At 67.6% G+C, this 17,027-nt stretch carries 15 protein-coding genes, 1 tRNA gene, 1 other RNA gene and 1 pseudogene; 9 read left to right on the top strand and 9 right to left on the bottom strand.

What is annotated here, in order from left to right:
* Nucleotides 1–29 precede the first annotated feature (29 nt).
* The 5 genes from AC3EN4_RS09235 to AC3EN4_RS09215 form a co-directional block, all read right to left on the bottom strand.
* Nucleotides 30–2,462 carry a hypothetical protein gene (locus AC3EN4_RS09235; protein WP_435205485.1) on the bottom strand — a complete coding sequence of 811 codons (2,433 nt, stop codon included), beginning with the start codon at nt 2,460–2,462 and terminating at the stop codon, nt 30–32.
* A 159-nt stretch (nt 2,463–2,621) separates the two neighbouring features.
* The gene (locus tag AC3EN4_RS09230; protein ID WP_435205520.1) at nt 2,622–3,116 is read right to left on the bottom strand and encodes a thioredoxin domain-containing protein; all 495 of its coding nucleotides are present in this window, start codon (nt 3,114–3,116) and stop codon (nt 2,622–2,624) included.
* A 92-nt stretch (nt 3,117–3,208) separates the two neighbouring features.
* A complete protein-coding gene (locus tag AC3EN4_RS09225; protein WP_435205484.1) occupies nt 3,209–3,763 on the bottom strand; it encodes a hypothetical protein in 555 nt (184 codons plus the stop codon).
* A 235-nt stretch (nt 3,764–3,998) separates the two neighbouring features.
* Nucleotides 3,999–4,190 (bottom strand): DUF397 domain-containing protein, encoded by a 192-nt coding sequence (locus tag AC3EN4_RS09220; RefSeq protein ID WP_435205483.1) that lies wholly within the window; start codon nt 4,188–4,190, stop codon nt 3,999–4,001.
* Complete coding sequence (locus AC3EN4_RS09215) at nt 4,181–4,948, bottom strand: helix-turn-helix domain-containing protein (RefSeq protein WP_435205482.1); 768 nt, start codon at nt 4,946–4,948, stop codon at nt 4,181–4,183. Before AC3EN4_RS09215 ends, AC3EN4_RS09220 begins: the two co-directional genes overlap by 10 nt.
* Nucleotides 4,949–5,148: 200 nt before the next feature.
* Here AC3EN4_RS09215 and AC3EN4_RS09210 point away from each other — a divergent pair, with 200 nt between their 5' ends.
* On the top strand, nt 5,149–5,391 hold the full coding sequence (locus tag AC3EN4_RS09210; RefSeq protein WP_435205481.1) for a flavin reductase: 243 nt from the start codon (nt 5,149–5,151) through the stop codon (nt 5,389–5,391).
* Nucleotides 5,392–5,636: 245 nt separating this feature from the next.
* Here the strand turns inward: AC3EN4_RS09210 and AC3EN4_RS09205 are convergent, their stop codons facing one another.
* Entirely contained in the window at nt 5,637–6,473 is an 837-nt protein-coding gene (locus AC3EN4_RS09205) for a class I SAM-dependent methyltransferase (RefSeq protein ID WP_435205480.1), read from the bottom strand.
* A 376-nt stretch (nt 6,474–6,849) separates the two neighbouring features.
* On the opposite strand from AC3EN4_RS09205, the gene AC3EN4_RS09200 reads away from it, so the two are divergent.
* The 4 genes and pseudogenes from AC3EN4_RS09200 to AC3EN4_RS09185 form a co-directional block, all read left to right on the top strand.
* Nucleotides 6,850–7,950 carry an ABC-three component system protein gene (locus AC3EN4_RS09200; RefSeq protein ID WP_435205479.1) on the top strand — a complete coding sequence of 367 codons (1,101 nt, stop codon included), beginning with the start codon at nt 6,850–6,852 and terminating at the stop codon, nt 7,948–7,950.
* The gene (locus tag AC3EN4_RS09195; RefSeq protein ID WP_435205478.1) at nt 7,947–8,432 is read left to right on the top strand and encodes an ABC-three component system middle component 2; all 486 of its coding nucleotides are present in this window, start codon (nt 7,947–7,949) and stop codon (nt 8,430–8,432) included. Before AC3EN4_RS09200 ends, AC3EN4_RS09195 begins: the two co-directional genes overlap by 4 nt.
* Before the next feature lie 56 nt (nt 8,433–8,488).
* Nucleotides 8,489–10,273, top strand: coding sequence for a hypothetical protein (locus AC3EN4_RS09190; RefSeq protein WP_435205477.1), 1,785 nt, complete (start codon nt 8,489–8,491; stop codon nt 10,271–10,273).
* 125 nt (nt 10,274–10,398) lie between these two features.
* A pseudogene (locus AC3EN4_RS09185) lies at nt 10,399–10,821 on the top strand (tyrosine-type recombinase/integrase); the annotation flags it as partial.
* Nucleotides 10,822–10,873: 52 nt separating this feature from the next.
* Here AC3EN4_RS09185 and AC3EN4_RS09180 read toward each other — a convergent pair.
* Both AC3EN4_RS09180 and AC3EN4_RS09175 read right to left on the bottom strand, forming a co-directional pair.
* On the bottom strand, nt 10,874–11,740 hold the full coding sequence (locus AC3EN4_RS09180; RefSeq protein WP_435205476.1) for a hypothetical protein: 867 nt from the start codon (nt 11,738–11,740) through the stop codon (nt 10,874–10,876).
* A gap of 243 nt (nt 11,741–11,983) precedes the next feature.
* Nucleotides 11,984–12,068 (bottom strand) — tRNA-Ser (locus tag AC3EN4_RS09175).
* Nucleotides 12,069–12,150: 82 nt separating this feature from the next.
* Between AC3EN4_RS09175 and ffs the strand changes: the two genes are divergently transcribed.
* Together ffs and AC3EN4_RS09165 are read left to right on the top strand one after the other, a co-directional pair.
* Nucleotides 12,151–12,240, top strand: an RNA gene (ffs, locus tag AC3EN4_RS09170) — signal recognition particle sRNA small type.
* Between the two features lie 179 nt (nt 12,241–12,419).
* The gene (locus AC3EN4_RS09165; protein ID WP_435205475.1) at nt 12,420–15,263 is read left to right on the top strand and encodes a DNA polymerase III subunit gamma and tau; all 2,844 of its coding nucleotides are present in this window, start codon (nt 12,420–12,422) and stop codon (nt 15,261–15,263) included.
* Here AC3EN4_RS09165 and AC3EN4_RS09160 read toward each other — a convergent pair.
* The gene (locus AC3EN4_RS09160; protein WP_435205474.1) at nt 15,160–15,900 is read right to left on the bottom strand and encodes a DUF998 domain-containing protein; all 741 of its coding nucleotides are present in this window, start codon (nt 15,898–15,900) and stop codon (nt 15,160–15,162) included. The two genes, AC3EN4_RS09165 and AC3EN4_RS09160, sit on opposite strands and share 104 nt — an antisense overlap.
* Before the next feature lie 201 nt (nt 15,901–16,101).
* Between AC3EN4_RS09160 and AC3EN4_RS09155 the strand changes: the two genes are divergently transcribed.
* Both AC3EN4_RS09155 and recR read left to right on the top strand, forming a co-directional pair.
* Entirely contained in the window at nt 16,102–16,410 is a 309-nt protein-coding gene (locus tag AC3EN4_RS09155) for a YbaB/EbfC family nucleoid-associated protein (RefSeq protein WP_238433593.1), read from the top strand.
* A gap of 8 nt (nt 16,411–16,418) precedes the next feature.
* Nucleotides 16,419–17,012, top strand: a complete 594-nt coding sequence (recR, locus tag AC3EN4_RS09150; protein WP_355052561.1) for a recombination mediator RecR — start codon at nt 16,419–16,421, stop codon at nt 17,010–17,012.
* The last annotated feature ends 15 nt before the right edge of the window (nt 17,013–17,027 follow it).

The raw sequence follows: 17,027 nt of genomic DNA, 5'->3' as shown, positions 1-17,027 counted from the left end.
GTGCGGATCGACCGGGCGTCTCCGTTCGCTCAGCTCGCCGGCAGGCTCGCATCGCGGTGCGTGAGTTGGTAGGCGGCGTCGACGCCGTCCGCCTCCAGAATCACCGTGACCGGGCCGGCCGGCAGCGAGCAGGAGATGGTCCGCTCGACTGAGTAGCCGGTGGGCCCGCAGTAGCGACGCCCCTGCGAGTCGAACACCGACAGCCGGGCGTCGCCGGTTCCGCCGACCCGCTTCCAGGTGATCGATTCAGTGGCGGCGCGTGCGTCAGCCGGGATCGAGAGGCAGACGCCGAACCGCTCCGCGCCCGTCGTCACCGTCGTGCCCGTCGCACCGGCCGGCAGCGCCGGGCAGGCGGGCGGGCCGTCAGTGCGGGCGAAGGCGAGCGAGTACGGTCCGGCCGGGTCCCCGTCGTCCGAGTTGAGCACGGCGGTGAAGGGTGCCTGGCCGGTCAGCTCGCAGTGGTACTGGCGCAGCCCCCAGGACGAGTCGCACACGAAGGCTCCGGTGGCGTCGATCACCGTCACGGTGGGGGAGCCGGCGCCGGTGGCGTCGCCGGGGAGCAGTTCGGTGATGAGGGCGCCGGCGGGGCTGTTCAGTTCGAGGCAGTCGAACTGTGCGGGAGTGGCCAACTGCCCTCGTACGGGGGCGTCCTGCCAGCCGGCATCGGACACCGGTCGGCAGTCGGACGGCAGCCACGGCAGCACCGCGAGGTGGTACCGCAGGCTGTTGTCGATGACCCCGTCCGGCGCGCTACCGCTGAGCACCAGCGTGTACCGACCGGCGGCCGGGACGTCGCACCACACGTCGCGGCAGATCCGCTTGCCGGTGCTGTCGTAGACGGTCCCGTACTGCCGGTAGTTGTCCTCGTCGACGGCCTTGACCCGGTAGGCGCCCGCGGTGGGGAGGTCCAGTACGCGGCAGCGAATGCCGCCCAGCGGGCCGGCCGGAGCGGCGTTGTACGTGCCCGGAGTGACGGTCGGGCAGCCGGTGGAGTCCGAGAGGGAGCGTACCTGCAGTCGGTAGGTCAGGTCGGTGTCCTCCGCCTCCCATCGCGTGAGATAGGAGATGACCCGGAAGGTGCCGGTGGACGGGAGGACGCACCCGTCCTCCTCCGACCACTCGGTGCACAGCACGACGCCGTGCTCGTCGACGATCCAGGAGAGGACGTCGTTGTACCGGTCCGGGGCGCGGTAGACCATGACCCGCTCTCCGGCCTCACCCTGGAACGGCTGGCAGTTGGTCTGTACCGCCGAGGTCTGGTGCACCGTGAGGGTCGGCTGGTCCCAAGCGAGTCCGGCCGCGTCGGCGCAGCCGGTGGTCCGGTCGAGTCGCGCCACCGCCACCTGGTAGGTGACCGGATCCCAGTTCGAGTTCCGCATCAGCAGGGTGTACGAGCCGGCGGTCGGCGTCGCGCAGGAACGCCAGGACTCGTACTCCTGGCACACCCTCTGGCCGGCGTCGTCGTACATCTCCCAGTAGAGGTGCTGGTCTGCGTTCTGATTGATCCGGACGACGAGAGAGCCCGGCGCGTTCACCCGCAGCTTCTGGCAGCTGACCCCCTGGTACGACGCGACGGTGCCGGTCCCGACCGCCGTGCCCGGGTCGCCGAACCCGGTCAGGGACAGGGCCGGGCAGCCGGTCGACTGCGAGATCCGGGGCATCTTCAGGGTGTAGGCGGTCTTGTTGCCGTACGTCTCCTCGAGGAAGAGCCGGTACGGTCCGGGCTCGCGGAGGGTGCACTCCGTCGGGTACCGCACCGAACAGAGCGGCTGGAACTGGGCGTCCAGGATGTTGCCCTGGACGTCTCCGGCGCCACCCGGGTCGGCGAGGTGCAGGACCGCGCCGGTGGGCTGCGTGAAGGTGAAGCAGCGGGCGGCAAGGCCGGCGGGCAGCGTGCCGCTGCGCCCGGCGGAGGCGAAGGAGAAGAAGCCCGCGGGCAGGTTGACACAGGCGGACGGGGTACGCGTCGACTCCGCCGACAGCGAGTACGCGCCCTTGCCGGTTCCGTAGTAGAGCTTCACGGTGATCGTGTAGGTGCCGGCAGCGCCGAGCTTGCACTCGTTGAGGTACGAGCTGACGTAGCAGACGGTATCGCCGTCGCTGCCCTTCACCTGTGCGCTGACACCGTCACCGGAGACCTCGCGGAGTCGGACGAGCAGGGTGTCCTGGTCGACCGTCGAGGTGACCGTCCAGTTGTGCTGGGCGGCCCCGGTGATCGACGCGCAGTTCTTGACCGTACCCGTCGGGAGGTGGCCGCCGCAGGCGGCGGCGAGGCCGACGACGGACGTCGAGTCCGACGTGACTCGGGCCGGGGCCGGAGTCGTGGTCGTCGACTTCGGGGGCGCGGTCACGGTGGGCGATTGCTCGGTGGTCAGCGCCGGTCGCGGCGACTGCTCGGCCGTCGGGGCGGCGCTGGCGGGTCCGGCCAGCAAGCCCGTCCCGGTGAGGCTCAAGGCCGCCACCGCGGCCCATCTGGGTAGGTGTTTCCACAGTGGACTGAGCGCGGATGGACGCACGATGTCTTCCCCCGTTTCTGTCGCGCGACGTGCGCGGGCGACGGGATAATTTCACGACGATCCATCGCGGACAATCAGGTTGCCGTCTCAACCAGAGCGGGCCGGTCAGCAGGGGGCGGCGCCCTCGTCGAAGAGGCGGCGCGCCCAGTCGGCGTACCCGGCGATGGTCTTTCGGACCGTGCGCCCGTCGTGCAGGAACAGGTACGCGCGGTCGCCGCTGCGGGCGAGCAGCCCGTCGAGCCGGTGCGTCCCCTGTGGAGCGGGCAGCCGGGTGACCGACGGGTAGCGGTCCCAGACCTCCTCGACGGGTGATCCGGCCGTTATCCCCTCCGGTGTTCGCATCGGATCGCCGACCCAGAGCAGCACCAGTTTGTCCTCGACGAAGACGGGGCTGACCGTGTCGTGGCCGGTGAGCACCGGCCCGCAGGCGTCCTGGTCGGTACGCAGGATGCCCCGACGGGTCAGCTCGGCCTCGGTGTCGCCGAACTCGATGTTGCGCAGGCCGTGCAGGTCGATGACCTCGACGTTGCCGGCGGGCCGGTTCGCCGGCATCGGTCCGGCGGGTGGCGGACCGCTGCCCGCGATCGAGGCAGCAGCCAGCAGCATGGCAATAAAAGCAAATTGTCGCAATTTCATGGAATCCCCCAGTCCCCAACGGACCGGGGCCGTTCAGGTTGCTGCCCGCCGGCGGATTACTGGTTTTCCCACTGTTCGATCAGTTCGTCCCAGTAGTCGGCGCTGAGTCGACGCCGCCCGTGCGCCAACCAGCCGGCGGTGTTGCGTTCCAGATGCAACCCCAACTCGGCGAACGGATCGATCCACGCACCCCGCTCCACGCCGAGTCGGCTGAGCGCCGCGTTGATCGGCCACTCCTCGCGCGGGGTTTCCAGGACGTCGTCGAAGCATGGCCCCCAGGACAGCTCCCCGCCGAGCCACACCGCCGCAGACTGGTGACCGACGCCGCCGCCGAACTCCGCCTCCAGGTACGCCACCGGCCCGGTACGCGACCACCCGGCCAGCAGCTCGACCAGCGGCGGCGACAGGACGAGGTCGAACGGCTGCTCGGCGCTGCGGTCGTCCGCCGCGTAGTCCGGTAGCGACCCGGTCAGCTCGGTCACCAACTGCGGGGTGACCGGTAGCAGCGCGAAGTCCTGGCGCAGCTCACCGAGGACGGCGTGGTCCAGCTCGGCGGTGTGCTCGCGGAGCAGGTCCGCGTCCGCGACCACCGCGCTGAGCTGGTACGCCATCACATCCTCCGCCGTCCACAGCCTGTGGATAGAACATGTGTACGACGGTTTCGCCGCCGCTCGTGCCTGGCACGGTACGCGGCGGCGCCGGCCCCGGCGGCCCGGCGGACTGGCGCTCCGGCGGCCCGGCGCTCCGGCGCTCCGGCGGTCTGGCCGCAGATCTTGGACAGTTCCCGTCAGCTCGGAACGGAAACTGTCCAAGATCTCGTCGTCAGCGGCGCGTGTGGTGGGGGACTCAGGCTCGTTCGGCGAGTTGGGCGACGAACGCGCGCCAGGCCGTCGGCGTGAAGGCGAGCGCTGGACCGGTCGGGTTCTTGGAATCCCGTACGCCGACCACGCCGGGCAGGTTGTCGGCGACCTCGACACATGCGCCGCCATTGCCGCTGCTGCGGGTGCTCTTGCGCCACCGCGCACCGTTCAGCTCCATGATTCCGCCACTTCCGTCATCAGCTCGACCGACTGCGAGTGCGACAGCGCCTCGCCGCGCACGTTCTCCCATGCCGCCATCATGGCCGCGATGTCGTCGGGGTCGCTAGCCACTTGTCCCTGAAGCTGGTTGTCCAGGTAGCCGGCGACCCGGTGGTCGTGGCTGTGCGCGATCACGAACGGCCCGTTCAGTCCGGCGTACGCGCCGACGGTGGCCGGCACCACGTGGACCCGGATGTGCGGCTCGGCGCAGGCCGCGACCAGGGCCAACATCTGCTCGCGCATGGTTGCCCGGCCGCCGACCGGCCGGCGCAGGATCGCCTCGTCGACGACCGCGGTGAACTGCGGCGGGTCGTCGCGCTTGAGCACGCCCTGCCGGTTGAGCCGGACGCTGAGGTGCCGCTCGACCTCGCTTCGGGGGATCAGGCCCGCGCCGCCGAGGACCGCGCGGGCGTACGCCTCGGTCTGTAGCAGCCCTGGCAGAACCGTCGACTCGTACCAGCGCAGCGACACCGCCTCGCGCTCGATTTCCTGCCAGGGACGAAACCAAATGGGGTCACGACGTCTCGCAGTGTCCGGCCAGATGTCCGACACGTCCTTGTGGAGGGCTTCCGCTGCCGCCAGGCGGTGCCGAGGATGCGGGATGCGGCCCTCGGTCAACCAGCGCGCGACGGTCTTCGGGTCGACGCCGACGGTCTCGGCGAGGGATTCGGTGGTGTGCCCGGTGTCGTTGAGCGCCACCCGCAACGCGTCGTTCACGGTCCCCTCCATCGGATGTCTCGAATATCTGAGAACCATATAGCTACGCCCTGTAGGTGCCCGGTGACGCGCCGCACTGTGGTCCCCAGAAGACGGCGTGGCCGGTGGAGGCGCAGCAGCCCGGCGGTCGGCGTCAGTCGCGGGGTCGCCCCGACGCGGAGGCGGGGTGACCCCCTTCCACCTGCGAAGGAGGCTCGCCCGTGCCGCGTCGTCGCCACCGGAACCACCTACCGACCCGACCCACCTGGCGATGTCAGGCCTGCGGCATCGCCTGGCCCTGCTCGGCGGCGAAGCTCCGGCTGCTCGGCGAATACCGGGGCGACCGAGTGGCGCTGACCGTCTACCTGGCGACGCTGATGACCGAGGCCAGCGAACAACTTCGGGACGTGGACCCGGCCCGGCTCACCGACCGCTTCCTTTCCTGGACCCGCGCCCGAGGGTGAGAGCCTGGCGCGGTCCGGCCGCATGCGGACCCCTACGGCCCGCCGTCCGCTTCGGCCCTCCGGCCCGCCGGTCTGGCTCTAGATCTTGGACAGTTTTCGTTCGGAGTTGACGGAAACTGTCCAAGATCTCGTCGCTCCGGCGCGCGGGGGCCACCCGCGCCGAGCCTCAAGACGCGACTCGCGGGAAGCAGGCCCCGCGGAAGCACCTTCCGCGGGAAGCAAACTCCGCACAGCACGCTCCGCAGTCAGGGTCGCCAGATGACGAGGCCAACGTCGCGTGGCCGTTCGGCGAACAGGCCGTCCCGGGCCGCCGACGTCAGCAGCTCGCGCAGGTCCGCCTCGAACGCCGGGAGTCGATCGCCGAACAGGTGCGGTGCCGAACTGGACAGCGAGAACACCGCCGACGTCACCTCGTCCACCGACCGCTGCAGGACCGTCCCCTGCTCGACGGTCAGCCGGGTGGGCCCGGCGAAGCCAGCAGCGAGCATGATCTCCGCTTCGCCCCCGGGCGTGCCGGTGGGCAGCGAGCCCTGACCGGCCCGGCGGACCGGCCCCAGGTAGCGCGCGACCAACTCGTCGATCCGCAGCCAGGGCGGGCGGGGGTAGGGCAGCGGGTCGTCCCCGGCCACGCCCTGGTGGGTGTTCGCGCTGACGTGGACCCAGGCCCCGTCGGGCGCGAGCATGTCGCGGACCCGGCGGGCCACCAGCGGTCGATCCATCCAGTGGTACGACTGCGCGAACGTGGCCACCCGGAACGTACCCAGGTCGGCCGGCAGTTCCTCGGCCCGCAGGTGCCGCCACTCGACGGTGGTGACCCCGGCCTCGTCGGCTCGACGCTGCGCCTCGGTGAGCATGTCCCGGTCGGCGTCCACCCCGACCGCCGTCTCGAACAGGGGCGCGAGCAGCAGCGTCAACGAACCGGGACCGCACCCCACGTCCAACAGCCGGCCGGTGCCGTCCAGGCCGAGCGCCGTGCGGATGGCCTCGGCGATCGCGGGTGCGTACGGCCATCGGCCGACGCTGTAGTGCCGGGCGCTGCCGGCGTACAAGGTCTCGTCCCACTGCCACGTCGAGTCGGCCACGGCATCGATGAGACCACAACGACAACGCCCGGCCGACCTGTTATCGGTCTGCCGGGCGTTGATCATGCTCCGCGAGCGAAGGATACGAGATTCGAACTCGTGAGGATGTTAACCCAACACGCTTTCCAAGTCTGTCGTCTCGCGTTCGCCAAGCCTCAGCGCCGTACCAGGCGGCAACGTTGACGCAGAGTGGCACGTCACCCCCGGACAACCTTGTACGTGCCCGAACGAGACGACAACTGAGACGGTCTCGGCTGGCCCGATACGACGTGATCCGCGACGTTGGCCCTGACGAGCTTCCGGGGCTCCCTCTTCCGTGCTACTTCGGCTAGGGTCTACTCCACGTGGCCGAGCAGCTACACCAGGGGAGTGCGGCGTGCCCGAAGATGCTCCGTCGAATCCGAGACTCTCGGATCTACCGCCGCCGACTGGGAGCAGCATAGCGACCGTGGGCCGGCTTTCTCTGCCAAAACCGCCAAAGCCCCATCAGCTGATCTACTTCTATGATGCCGCTGAGTGGGAAGAGTTCGTACTGGAGTACGCCACTGGGCTGGCGGAGCAGTATTACCAGATCAAACGAATTGGCGGCTCAGGCGACCGAGGCGCTGACATTGCAGCCTTCCTGAGCCCTAACGGATTTGAAGGTGAATGGGATTGCTTCCAGTGTAAGCATTACGAGGCAGCACTTTTGCCCAGCGACGCCTACCCGGAAATGTTCAAGATGCTCCGCGCAGTCGTTGAGGGATACTATGCCTTGCCACGCCGATACCACTTCATGGCGCCCAAGAAGTGCGGCCCAACACTCTCGCGCCTCCTGAGCTCGCCGTCCCAGCTCCGTATCAAGTTTCTCGAAAGGTTTGATGGCGACAAGCCCTTAGGCGCCGGTCTAGATCCGACCCTTGTCGCCCGAATAAAAGCGCGGGCGGAAATCCTCGACTACAGCATCTTCCGGTCCGTCGAGCTGCATGAAATGTTCGACATCCATAAGCGGACCAGATACCACGTTCAGCGGTTCGACGCCCCCCTACCTGACCGTCCCGAGGTAAAGCCCCCGCCTAGCAACTTGAAGGCTGAGGAGCGCAGGTATGTAGATCAGCTATTGACCGTCTACGCAGAACGTTATGGCCTGCAAATTGCCACGCTAGCGGATGTAGAGGTCAACCCCAAAATCTCGAAGCACTTTAGCCGACAACGAGAAGCCTTTTACAGCGCCGAAGCGCTCCGCCTATTCGCTCGCGACAGCGTTCTTCCAGGAACGTTCGAGAGCCTCCAGGATGATGTTTACGAAGGAGTGGTGGAGACCCACTTCCGCGACTTCGACTGCGGATTGGATCGGCTTCAAGCAGTTCTCGAAGCCGTCGTAGCACTCAACCTCTCACCCAAGAATCCTCTTGTGAACGTATCTCAGGTCCGAGATAAACGCGGAATCTGCCACCAGCTAGCCAACGATGACCGCCTGGTCTGGTGTGACCAATGACCGCGCCGACATTAAATGGGCCCCTCGAAGTCGGCCTCCGTGCGCTGACACTGTTATCCGCTGCCTTCCCGAAGTCGTTCGATATTGCAAGCCTCTCATTCCTTGACTATACGTTAGTGCACTCGCGGGAGTTCGGTGGACCCGATAGTTTGCACCCCGACGTGCCAAATCATCGGAGTGAGATAACTGTTAAGCGAGACTTGCTTGAGCATGGGCTCCAAGTAATGGTTCGGGCCAGACTGGTAACTCTCCGGATGGAGCCTGAGGGCATCGTCTACGCGGCAACGGACAACGCTCCCGGATTCGTAGATCTTCTCGAATCGGAATATCTGCAGGAGCTTAGAACCCGCGCGGAGTGGGTGATGGAAGCCTTTGGCCACATCGACGCCGCAACACTTCGGAGCCTTATCGCTGGCCTCGGGGGAGTGGAGAACTCCACCACGGGCTACTACTCAGGGCCTGACAATCGGGGGATTTCATGAGTCGCCTAAGGCTTGTTCGCTTGACTGTCGCAGGCGGAAGTCTACCCGACGCCTCAGTGGAGTTCGGTCCTGGCCTGACAGTAATCTACGGAACGTCGAATACGGGGAAAAGCTACATCTTCGAGGCGCTAGACTTCATGCTTGGCGCGAAGTCTCTTAAGTCGATACCTGAAGCCGACGAGTATACGCATGTCATGTTGGGCATGACTCTTCCGGACGACACTCCCCTTACGCTCGTTCGCCGCATTACGGGCGGAAACTTTTCGGCCTACCAGGAGGTTTTGCGAGAACTTCCCACCAGGCCGGCGGACTTCACTCTAAACGCAGCTCATGGCAATACATCAGGTGGTCGTCTAAGCTTATCGCGCTACCTCTTGCAGTCTTTAGGGCTTGACGGCAAGGAGCTGCGGAAAAACCAACAAAATGTTACCGCACCCCTGAGCTTCCGCAATCTCTGCCTGCTCTGCGTCATAGACGAAACTAAGGTGCTAAGCAAGGTTCCTCCGCCAGTCTCGGGCCAGTACGTTAGCCGCACGGCGGAGCTATCGCTGCTAAAGCTCCTATTGCAGGGCGAGGATGACTCCAAGTTTGCCCGGTCAGCGGGTGCCGCCGAGAAGCGCAAGGTCAGCAAAGGCAAGACGGAAATTCTTGAAAGAGCCATCGGGGAACTTCAAGCATCTATTGAGGGTACTGGCTCGGTAGAAGAGCTGAAGGAGCGCCAAGGTCGCATTTTGAACTCGATCCAGCAACAGACGTCGTCCATAGATGGGTTCCTGGACGCGCGTACTGCACTGCTTACTCAACAAACAGCGTTACTGGAAGACCTAAATAAATACCAGTCTCGCCTTGACGATGTGATCGAGCTTCTCGCTCGTTTCGGCCTACTCAGGTCCAAATACGATTCAGATCTTGGTCGGTTGGAGATGGTGCAGGAAGCGGGGACTCTATTAGGGTACTTCCAGCCTGGTGTCTGCGTATTCTGCGGGGCGGAAGTGGAGCACCAGGCCGCCGAGCTGCACACAGTTGGAGAAATGACCTCCTTCGGCGAATCGGTGATGTCCGAGATACAAAAAACCATCGGCCTGCGCGATGATTTAGATGTGACAATTGGTGACTTGCGGTCTCAGGAGGACCGCCTGCGGGATGCGGTCGGAGGTTTTGCGCACGAGGCTGACGAACTAAGAGCCCAGATAGGAACACTCGACGCCTCGCTCCAGCCCGAGAGGGAAGCATTGCAGGAACTGCTGACGGTTAGGTCAGCTATCGAGGCGGCGCTGAACACTCACGATCAGATCGCCAGACTCGTCGCGCTCAGGGCAACTGTCGAGCCGGAGGATGAGGGTGAGCCTGTGCCACCGGCAGAGGTAAATGAACTCGTCGTTGATGAGTTCTCGGCGACAATCAAACGCGTAGTAAATTCTTGGTTACGGCCGAATGCTGGCGAAGTCAGGTATTCGAAGAGTGTGAGCGACGTAATGGTTGATGGTCAGCAACGGAGCTCGCATGGTAAGGGCATGCGCGCTGTGCTTCATGCCGCCTTCACGACTGGGTTGGCTCAGTACTGCTTTGATAGAGAGTTGGAGCACCCGGGATTCATTGTCATTGACTCTCCCATCAGGCCATACCGGGAGCCTGAGCCGGGTGTAGCTGATGCCCCCTCGGAGGCTGATGTGACGAGTCTGACCGAAAGGTTTTACTCATACTTCGACACGCAGTTCGACGGCCAAGCCATTGTTTTCGAGAACGATGGCCCGCCCGACACGCTTTCGGATGAGTCTACAGTAATCCACTTTACGGGTCACCGGACCTCAGGCAGGTACGGGTTCTTTCCGCTGCGGTAAGTGTCGGCCTCCGCCAAATAGGCGGTCTTCACCGGATTAACAGGCCAGCAATGTCGGCCATGCTGGTAATTACTGCATCCGCCTTCGCTGAACGGAAGGCATCGACCTTTGAGGGACGGTTAGCGGCGGACACCAAATCCCGCGCCGGCCGCCGCTCCATCGGCCTGCCGGATGCGTTGGTGGAACTGCTCCGGCAGCACCGGAAGGAGCAGGAGGTCGAGCGCGAAACCGCCGCCCAGCTCTGGCGCGACGAAGGATCGGTGTTCGCCTCACCAACCGGCCAGGCGATCCATCAGGCGACGGACTACGACGAGTCGAAACGGCTGCTCAAGCTCGCCGGAGTGCGGGACGGGCGGCTACACGACGCGCGGCACACCGCCGCCACCGTGCTCTTGGTCCTCGGCGTGTCTGGCCGAGCTGTGATGGGCATCATGGGTTGGTCTAACTCGGCCATGGCGGTGCGCTACCAGCACATGACGGATCAGGTGCGCCGGGACATCGCGCAGCAGCTCGGGGGCTTGATCTGGGGGCTGAACAGATGCAAATAGCGAGATGTGACCGGCTGTTGCTCGTCGCAGACAGACGTCGAGTGGCAGCCGGTTACTCTTCCTCGGACTTTCTTTGGCTGGCAAGCTCCCGACGCCGGATTCTGCTGTAAGACATTGAGAGCCCGTGCGCAGTCTCGGATGCTTGCCGTGCATACTCCGGGATGCCGGCCTCTGTCACAACGTGGACAATTGTGTGAGGTGGAGCGGATGGCACGACGTTATTATGCCAGATTAAAGTGCCCATATCGACTCGCCAGAGCCGAAGCGCTCCCGTCTCATCGATATCGCACTTGAATAGCGGCGCGTCGATCGCAATTACTGGGAATGCGATGACGGATATCTTGTTAAGCCCAGGGTAGATGTCCTCCCGGGTTGTCTCCCAGTGAGCGGCCTTCACGGCCGAATTGATCGCTTTGTAGGCCACATCGCTGCCGCCCTGATTTGAGCTGAAGTTCGCTTTTATTAGGCTGTGTCCGGGATGTTCCTCGATCGTTAGTAGTGGCAGGGCGCGCACTGCGTGGCTGTGTGCGGCGAAAGAAACCCACCTGCGGGCGGCGGGTGAGGCAAACCTCTGCACAACCTGCGCTACCGGATGGAGCGAGGGAGTTCTCTCTCCGCAGAAGAGGACCCATGGTTTGTCGGCGCCGCTCTTTGCTTCGATGCGCAAGAGGATGTCCAGCCACTCGGTACGTGATTTGGTATCCGACCTCATGCTCACCACTACGTCGATCTCGCGGTGAGATGCGGACTCGCTGTCATAATAGTAATCCGACTGACGTACGTGGCCGATCTCTCTGAAGGCTTGGGCTGTGCGCAATTCTAACGGATACCCCTGGCTCGTTAGCCATTTGTGCAACTGCGTCTTCAGGGGGTCGGCGGGTGGGTCAGTCTTACCGACTGCTGCTTCGACTTCGGTCACCTTGACATTCAAGCCCCGGGGCGTCCCAGGGACAACATGGTTGTGACGCCGCTCGTCTCGTCGGGCCGGGTCGCCGCTTGACCCTGGTGGCTCGATGCCCGGTCCGCTTGTGCATGACCATGCGTGGCCTCAACGCCGCGGGGCCGGCAACTGAGACGAGAAGTGAGACGGGAGTCAGGTGTGGAGACGGCGCGAGGGCCGGTCCTGGTGGACCGGCCCTCGCGTTCGTGCTGCTCAAGCGAGCGGAGGATACGAGATTCGAACTCGTGAGGGTGTAAACCCAACACGCTTTCCAAGCGTGCGCCCTAGGCCTCTAGGCGAATCCTCCGCGAGCCAGGATACAGGCCGCCGTGAACGGGGACACCCCACCACCCCCTGAAGATCGACGAGCCGTCGGGTAGGGTTGGCGTCACCTCCCGTGCGGCGGTATCTCGTGAACCTCCCCAGGGCCGGAAGGCAGCAAGGATAAGCGAGCTCTGCCGGGTGCACGGGAGGCCTTTTCGTCTCCGAGCCTTGATCCACTCGACATCGGTGATGTCGGGGCATCCCGGGCATGCGGACACCCCGATTTCCAGGAAGCCGAGTCGATCAAGGCGCGAGGCCGAGCCGGCGCGGCGGGGTGGGTGGTCACCCGCGCCCGACCGGCGCAGAATGGCTCGGTCGAGAGGAGGCGGGACGAGTGACGCTGGCGCTGTACCGCAAGTACCGGCCACGTACCTTCGCCGAGGTCATCGGGCAGGAGCACGTCACCGAGCCGTTGTCGCAGGCGCTGCGCAGCGGCCGGCTCAACCACGCCTACCTCTTCTCCGGCCCGCGCGGCTGCGGCAAGACCTCCAGCGCCCGGATCCTGGCCCGCTCGCTCAACTGTGAGCAGGGCCCCACCCCGGAGCCGTGCGGCAAGTGTGAGTCGTGCCGCTCGCTCGCCACCGACGGCGCGGGCTCGATCGACGTGATCGAGATCGACGCGGCCAGCCACGGTGGTGTCGACGACGCCCGTGAGCTGCGCGAGCGCGCCTTCTTCGCGCCGGCCAACAGCCGCTTCAAGATCTACGTGATCGACGAGGCGCACATGGTCTCGACCCAGGGCTTCAACGCCCTGCTCAAGCTGGTCGAGGAGCCCCCGGAGTACGTCAAGTTCATCTTCGCCACCACCGAGCCGGAGAAGGTCCTCGGCACGATCCGCTCGCGGACCCACCACTATCCGTTCCGGCTGATCCCGCCGAAGGTCCTCCGCCCGTACCTCGAACAGCTCACCCAGGCCGAGGGCGTCTCCGTCGAGCCGGCGGTCTTCCCGCTGGTGGTCCGCGCCGGCGGGGGCAGCGCCCGGGACAGCCTCTCCGTACTCGACCAGCTCATCGCCGGCGCCGGCCCGGAGGGGGTCAGCTACGCGCGGGCCGCCGCGCTGCTCGGCGTCACCGACTCGGCGCTGATCGACGAGATGTGCGACGCGCTGGCCGCCGGGGACGGCGCGGCCGCGTACGCGACCGTCGACCGGGTGGCCGAGGCCGGGCACGACCCGCGCCGGTTCGCCTCCGACCTGCTGGAACGGCTGCGCGACCTGATCGTGATCCAGCAGGTGCCGGACGCCGCCGCGAAGGGTCTCATCGACGGCCCCGCCGACCAGATCGAGCGGATGGCCGCCCAGGCCGCGCAGCTCGGCCCGGGCACGCTCTCCCGCTGCGCCGACATCGTCCACGACGGCCTGGTGGAGATGCGTGGCACCACCGCGCCCCGGCTGCTGCTGGAGCTGATCTGCGCCCGGATGCTGCTGCCCGGCGTCGACGACTCCACCGGCGGCCTGCTCCAGCGCCTCGAACGGATGGAACGCCGGCTCACCCTCGCCGGCACCGACGCGCCGCCGGCCGCCGCCGGCTTCGCGCCCGCCACCACCCCGGGGGTACGCCCACAGTCGGCGCCCCCGGTACCGGCTGCCGCAAGCCCCGCGCCCGCCGCCGCCCCGACCTCCGCCCCGCCGTGGGACGTCGACCCGACGGCGTCCCCGCACACCGCGAGCGCTGGGGCTACCGCCGCGCCCGCTGCCGGCTCGGGTGCCGCCCGCGCTGCCGCACTGGGTGCCGCCCGCGCCGCCGCCTCGGGCGCTGCCGGTGCCGCCGTCTCGGGTGCCGGAGTTGCGGGCTCGGCCGCTACCGATTCGGGCAGCCGAGGGGCGCACGCACCTTCGGGGGTGGACTCCCCGATTCCGGTGTCGCCCGGCGCGTCGGCGGCCGCCCCGACGTCCGAAGCCGTGCCCGTCTCGCCCGCCGGACCGGGTACCGGCTCGCCGGCCCCGCGTCGGGCGGTGCCGCCGTCGGCCGTACTGCCCGACCCGGCGACGCCCGCGCCGCCCCGCCCGGGCACGCCGGCCCCCGCGCTGGACGCGGTCGCGGTACGCCGGGTCTGGCCCGACGTGGTGGGCAAGGTCAACCGGACCAACAAGCGGATCGCCGCCCTGATGCGTGACGCGGTGGTCCGCGAACTCGACGGCGACATGCTGGTGTTGACCGTGAAGTCGACCGTGCTGGCCAAGATGATGGCCGACCACGCGGCGGTGCTCACCGACGCGCTCTACGAGGAGTTGGGCGGGCGCTGGCAGATCCGCTGCGAGGTGGCCGGCGAGCGGGGCGGCACATCCCTGTCCGGCCCGCCACGCTCCCAGCCGGCCGCCCCGGCCCGGCCCGCCCCGACCAACGCGACCGCCGCCAGTCCGACGAGCGCACCACCCGTCGAACCCGGCCCGAGCGTCGCGCCCACTGCGGCAGCCGCTCCCGGCCCGACGAGCGCGCCGCCCGCAGCACCCCGTCCGAGCGCTCCGCCGACTGCGGCAGCTGCTCCCGTCTCGCCGAGCAGCCCATCGGCCGCGCCCACCTCGACCACCGTCGCCAACCCGGAGGACGACTGGCCGGAGGCAGCGCGCCCGGGCGGCGGTGCCCCGGGCGGCGGTGCCCCGGCCGCCGAGGCGACGGATGACCAGGAGTGGCCGGAGGCCGCCCGCCCCGGCGGTGTCCCGGCCGGGCCGGACCCGACTACCGCATCCGCCCGCAACGGCGGCGCGACGGGCAGCGGAGGCGGTCCAGGCGCGAACGGCACCCCCACGAACGGTGCCACTCCGAACGGTGCCACTCCGAACGGGGGTGACCCGGGCGGGCGGGGCAACCCGACGCCGGGTGCCCGGCAGCCGGCGTCAGCCGGTGGCGCACCGGTCAGCAGCGCCATCGCCGCGGCTCGCGCGGCGGCGGCGGGGCGCGGTGCTCGTACCCCATCGGCGAGCCGGCCCACCGCGGACGCGGAATGGGCGGGCGAACCTCCCTACGACCCGGACTACGACGGACCCGTGCGGGGCGGGCGGCCGGGCGGGGCGACGCCGGCGGCGAAGCCCACCTATGAGGGGTTCGACCCGGGCGACGAGCCGTTGGACGAGGTCATCGACGAGAAGACGGCCCGGGAGTCGAGCGAGGAGCAGGCGGTACGGCTGCTGCGGGAGACCTTCGGCGCCGAGAAGATCGACGAGGTGGACGCGCGGTAACTGGCGCTTCGCCCAGCAGGACGCCGAGGCAGCAGGCCCACAGGGGGAAGGGCAGTACGGCGACGCGTTCCATGCCGCCCACCCCGATGCCGGTGCCCTGCTGGGCGACGAACAGTACGGTCCCGGTCAGCGCGGTGAGCCCGGCGGCGAGGGAGAGTCGTCGCCAGCGGCCGAGCACCGTGGAGTGGGGCGCGAACCCGGCGAGCAGCAGACCGACGTTGCCCACGACCATGATCAGGAATGCGCCCAGGACGTGCCGGTTCTCGTCGACGTCGGCGGGATAAAGGGCGACCAGGGCGTACCCGCCGGCGGCCAGCAGCAGCAGGATCTGCGCCGAGCGGACCACGCCGCCCCGGCCGAGGAGCCGCCAGGTCAGCAGCAGTCCGGCGGCGAGCAGGACGGCGGTGGCCAGCATCGCGGCGTTCATCAGCGGATGCCAGGGCGAGCAGACGAGACGGGGTCGGGTGGTGTCCCAGACCCCGCAGTGCACGTTGCCGAGGTCGCTGATGTTGTGGGTGGCCCAACTGTAGGTCGGCTCGCGCCAACGCAGGCCGGTGACCAGACTGGCCACGAGGAAGACCGGTGCGGCCACCGCCCAGCACAGCGCGGCGACGCGGCCACTGCGGTTGAGACTCATACCGTGAGCAGACCAGTGCGGCGGGTACCGGCGCACTACCGCCAGACGCCCGGTTCGGGGTGGTGGTAGCCGTACCTCCGTCGCTCGGCGTGGGCGGACGCACCGGACACGGCGGCGTCGGTCCCAGCGGCTAGGCTGGTCGGCGGCCGAGCAGACGAGTGCGAGAAGGAGCCATCCGTGCGCCCAGGTGGACAGCCGAACATGCAGCAGATGCTGAAGCAGGCGCAGAAGATGCAGCAGCAGATCGCCGCCGCTCAGGCCGAGCTGGCCGAGGCCGAGCTGACCGGCACGGCCGGCGGTGGACTGGTCACCGCGACCGTGTCCGGCGCGGGCGAGCTGAAGGCCATCAAGATCGACCCGAAGGCCGTCGACCCGGACGACGTGGAGACGCTGGAAGACCTGGTGGTGGCGGCCGTGCACAACGCCGCCGAGGCGGCGCGTGAGTTGACCGAGCGCAAGATGGGCCCGGTCGCCGGCGGCATGGGCGGCCTCGGCCTGCCCGGTTTCTGAGCCGGCAGATGTACGAAGGCGCCATCCAGGACCTGATCGACGAGCTGGGGCGACTCCCGGGCGTGGGCCCGAAGAGCGCCCAGCGGATCGCGTTTCACGTCCTCTCGGCCGATCCGGCCGACGTCAACCGGCTGGCCGGCGCGCTGCGCAAGGTCAAGGAGCTGGTGCGCTTCTGCACGACCTGTTACAACGTGGCCGAGTCCGAGCAGTGCCGGATCTGCCGCGACCCGCGCCGCACGGACGAGGTGCTGTGCGTGGTGGAGGAGCCCAAGGACGTGGTGGCCATCGAGCGGACCGGCGAGTTCCGGGGCCGCTACCACGTGCTCGGCGGCGCGATCAATCCCCTCGAAGGGATCGGGCCGGACAATCTGCGCATCCGTGAGCTGTTGACCCGGTTGAGCGGCGGCGCGGTGCGGGAGTTGATCCTCGCCACCGACCCGAACACCGAGGGCGAGGCGACCGCCACCTACCTGGCGCTGATGGTGAAGCCGATGGGGATCGCGGTGACCCGGCTGGCCAGCGGCCTGCCGGTCGGCGGCGACCTCGAGTACGCCGACGAGATCACCCTCGGTCGCGCCTTCGAGGGGCGCCGGGCCGTCTGACCCCTTCGACGACGA

This window comes from Micromonospora sp. bgisy143 (assembly GCF_057708145.1).
Note: the sequence above shows the minus strand (reverse complement) of the source record. Positions and strands in the feature narration are given on the sequence as shown.

Bases quoted from the DNA above. Each gene is read 5' to 3' on its own strand.
- AC3EN4_RS09160 (WP_435205474.1), bottom strand. From the start codon at position 15,900: ATGAGTCTCAACCGCAGTGGCCGCGTCGCCGCGCTGTGCTGGGCGGTG.
- AC3EN4_RS09155 (WP_238433593.1), top strand. From the start codon at position 16,102: ATGCAGCAGATGCTGAAGCAGGCGCAGAAGATGCAGCAGCAGATCGCC.
- recR (WP_355052561.1), top strand. From the start codon at position 16,419: ATGTACGAAGGCGCCATCCAGGACCTGATCGACGAGCTGGGGCGACTC.
- AC3EN4_RS09220 (WP_435205483.1), bottom strand. From the start codon at position 4,190: ATGGAGCTGAACGGTGCGCGGTGGCGCAAGAGCACCCGCAGCAGCGGC.
- AC3EN4_RS09195 (WP_435205478.1), top strand. From the start codon at position 7,947: ATGACCGCGCCGACATTAAATGGGCCCCTCGAAGTCGGCCTCCGTGCG.
- AC3EN4_RS09225 (WP_435205484.1), bottom strand. From the start codon at position 3,763: ATGGCGTACCAGCTCAGCGCGGTGGTCGCGGACGCGGACCTGCTCCGC.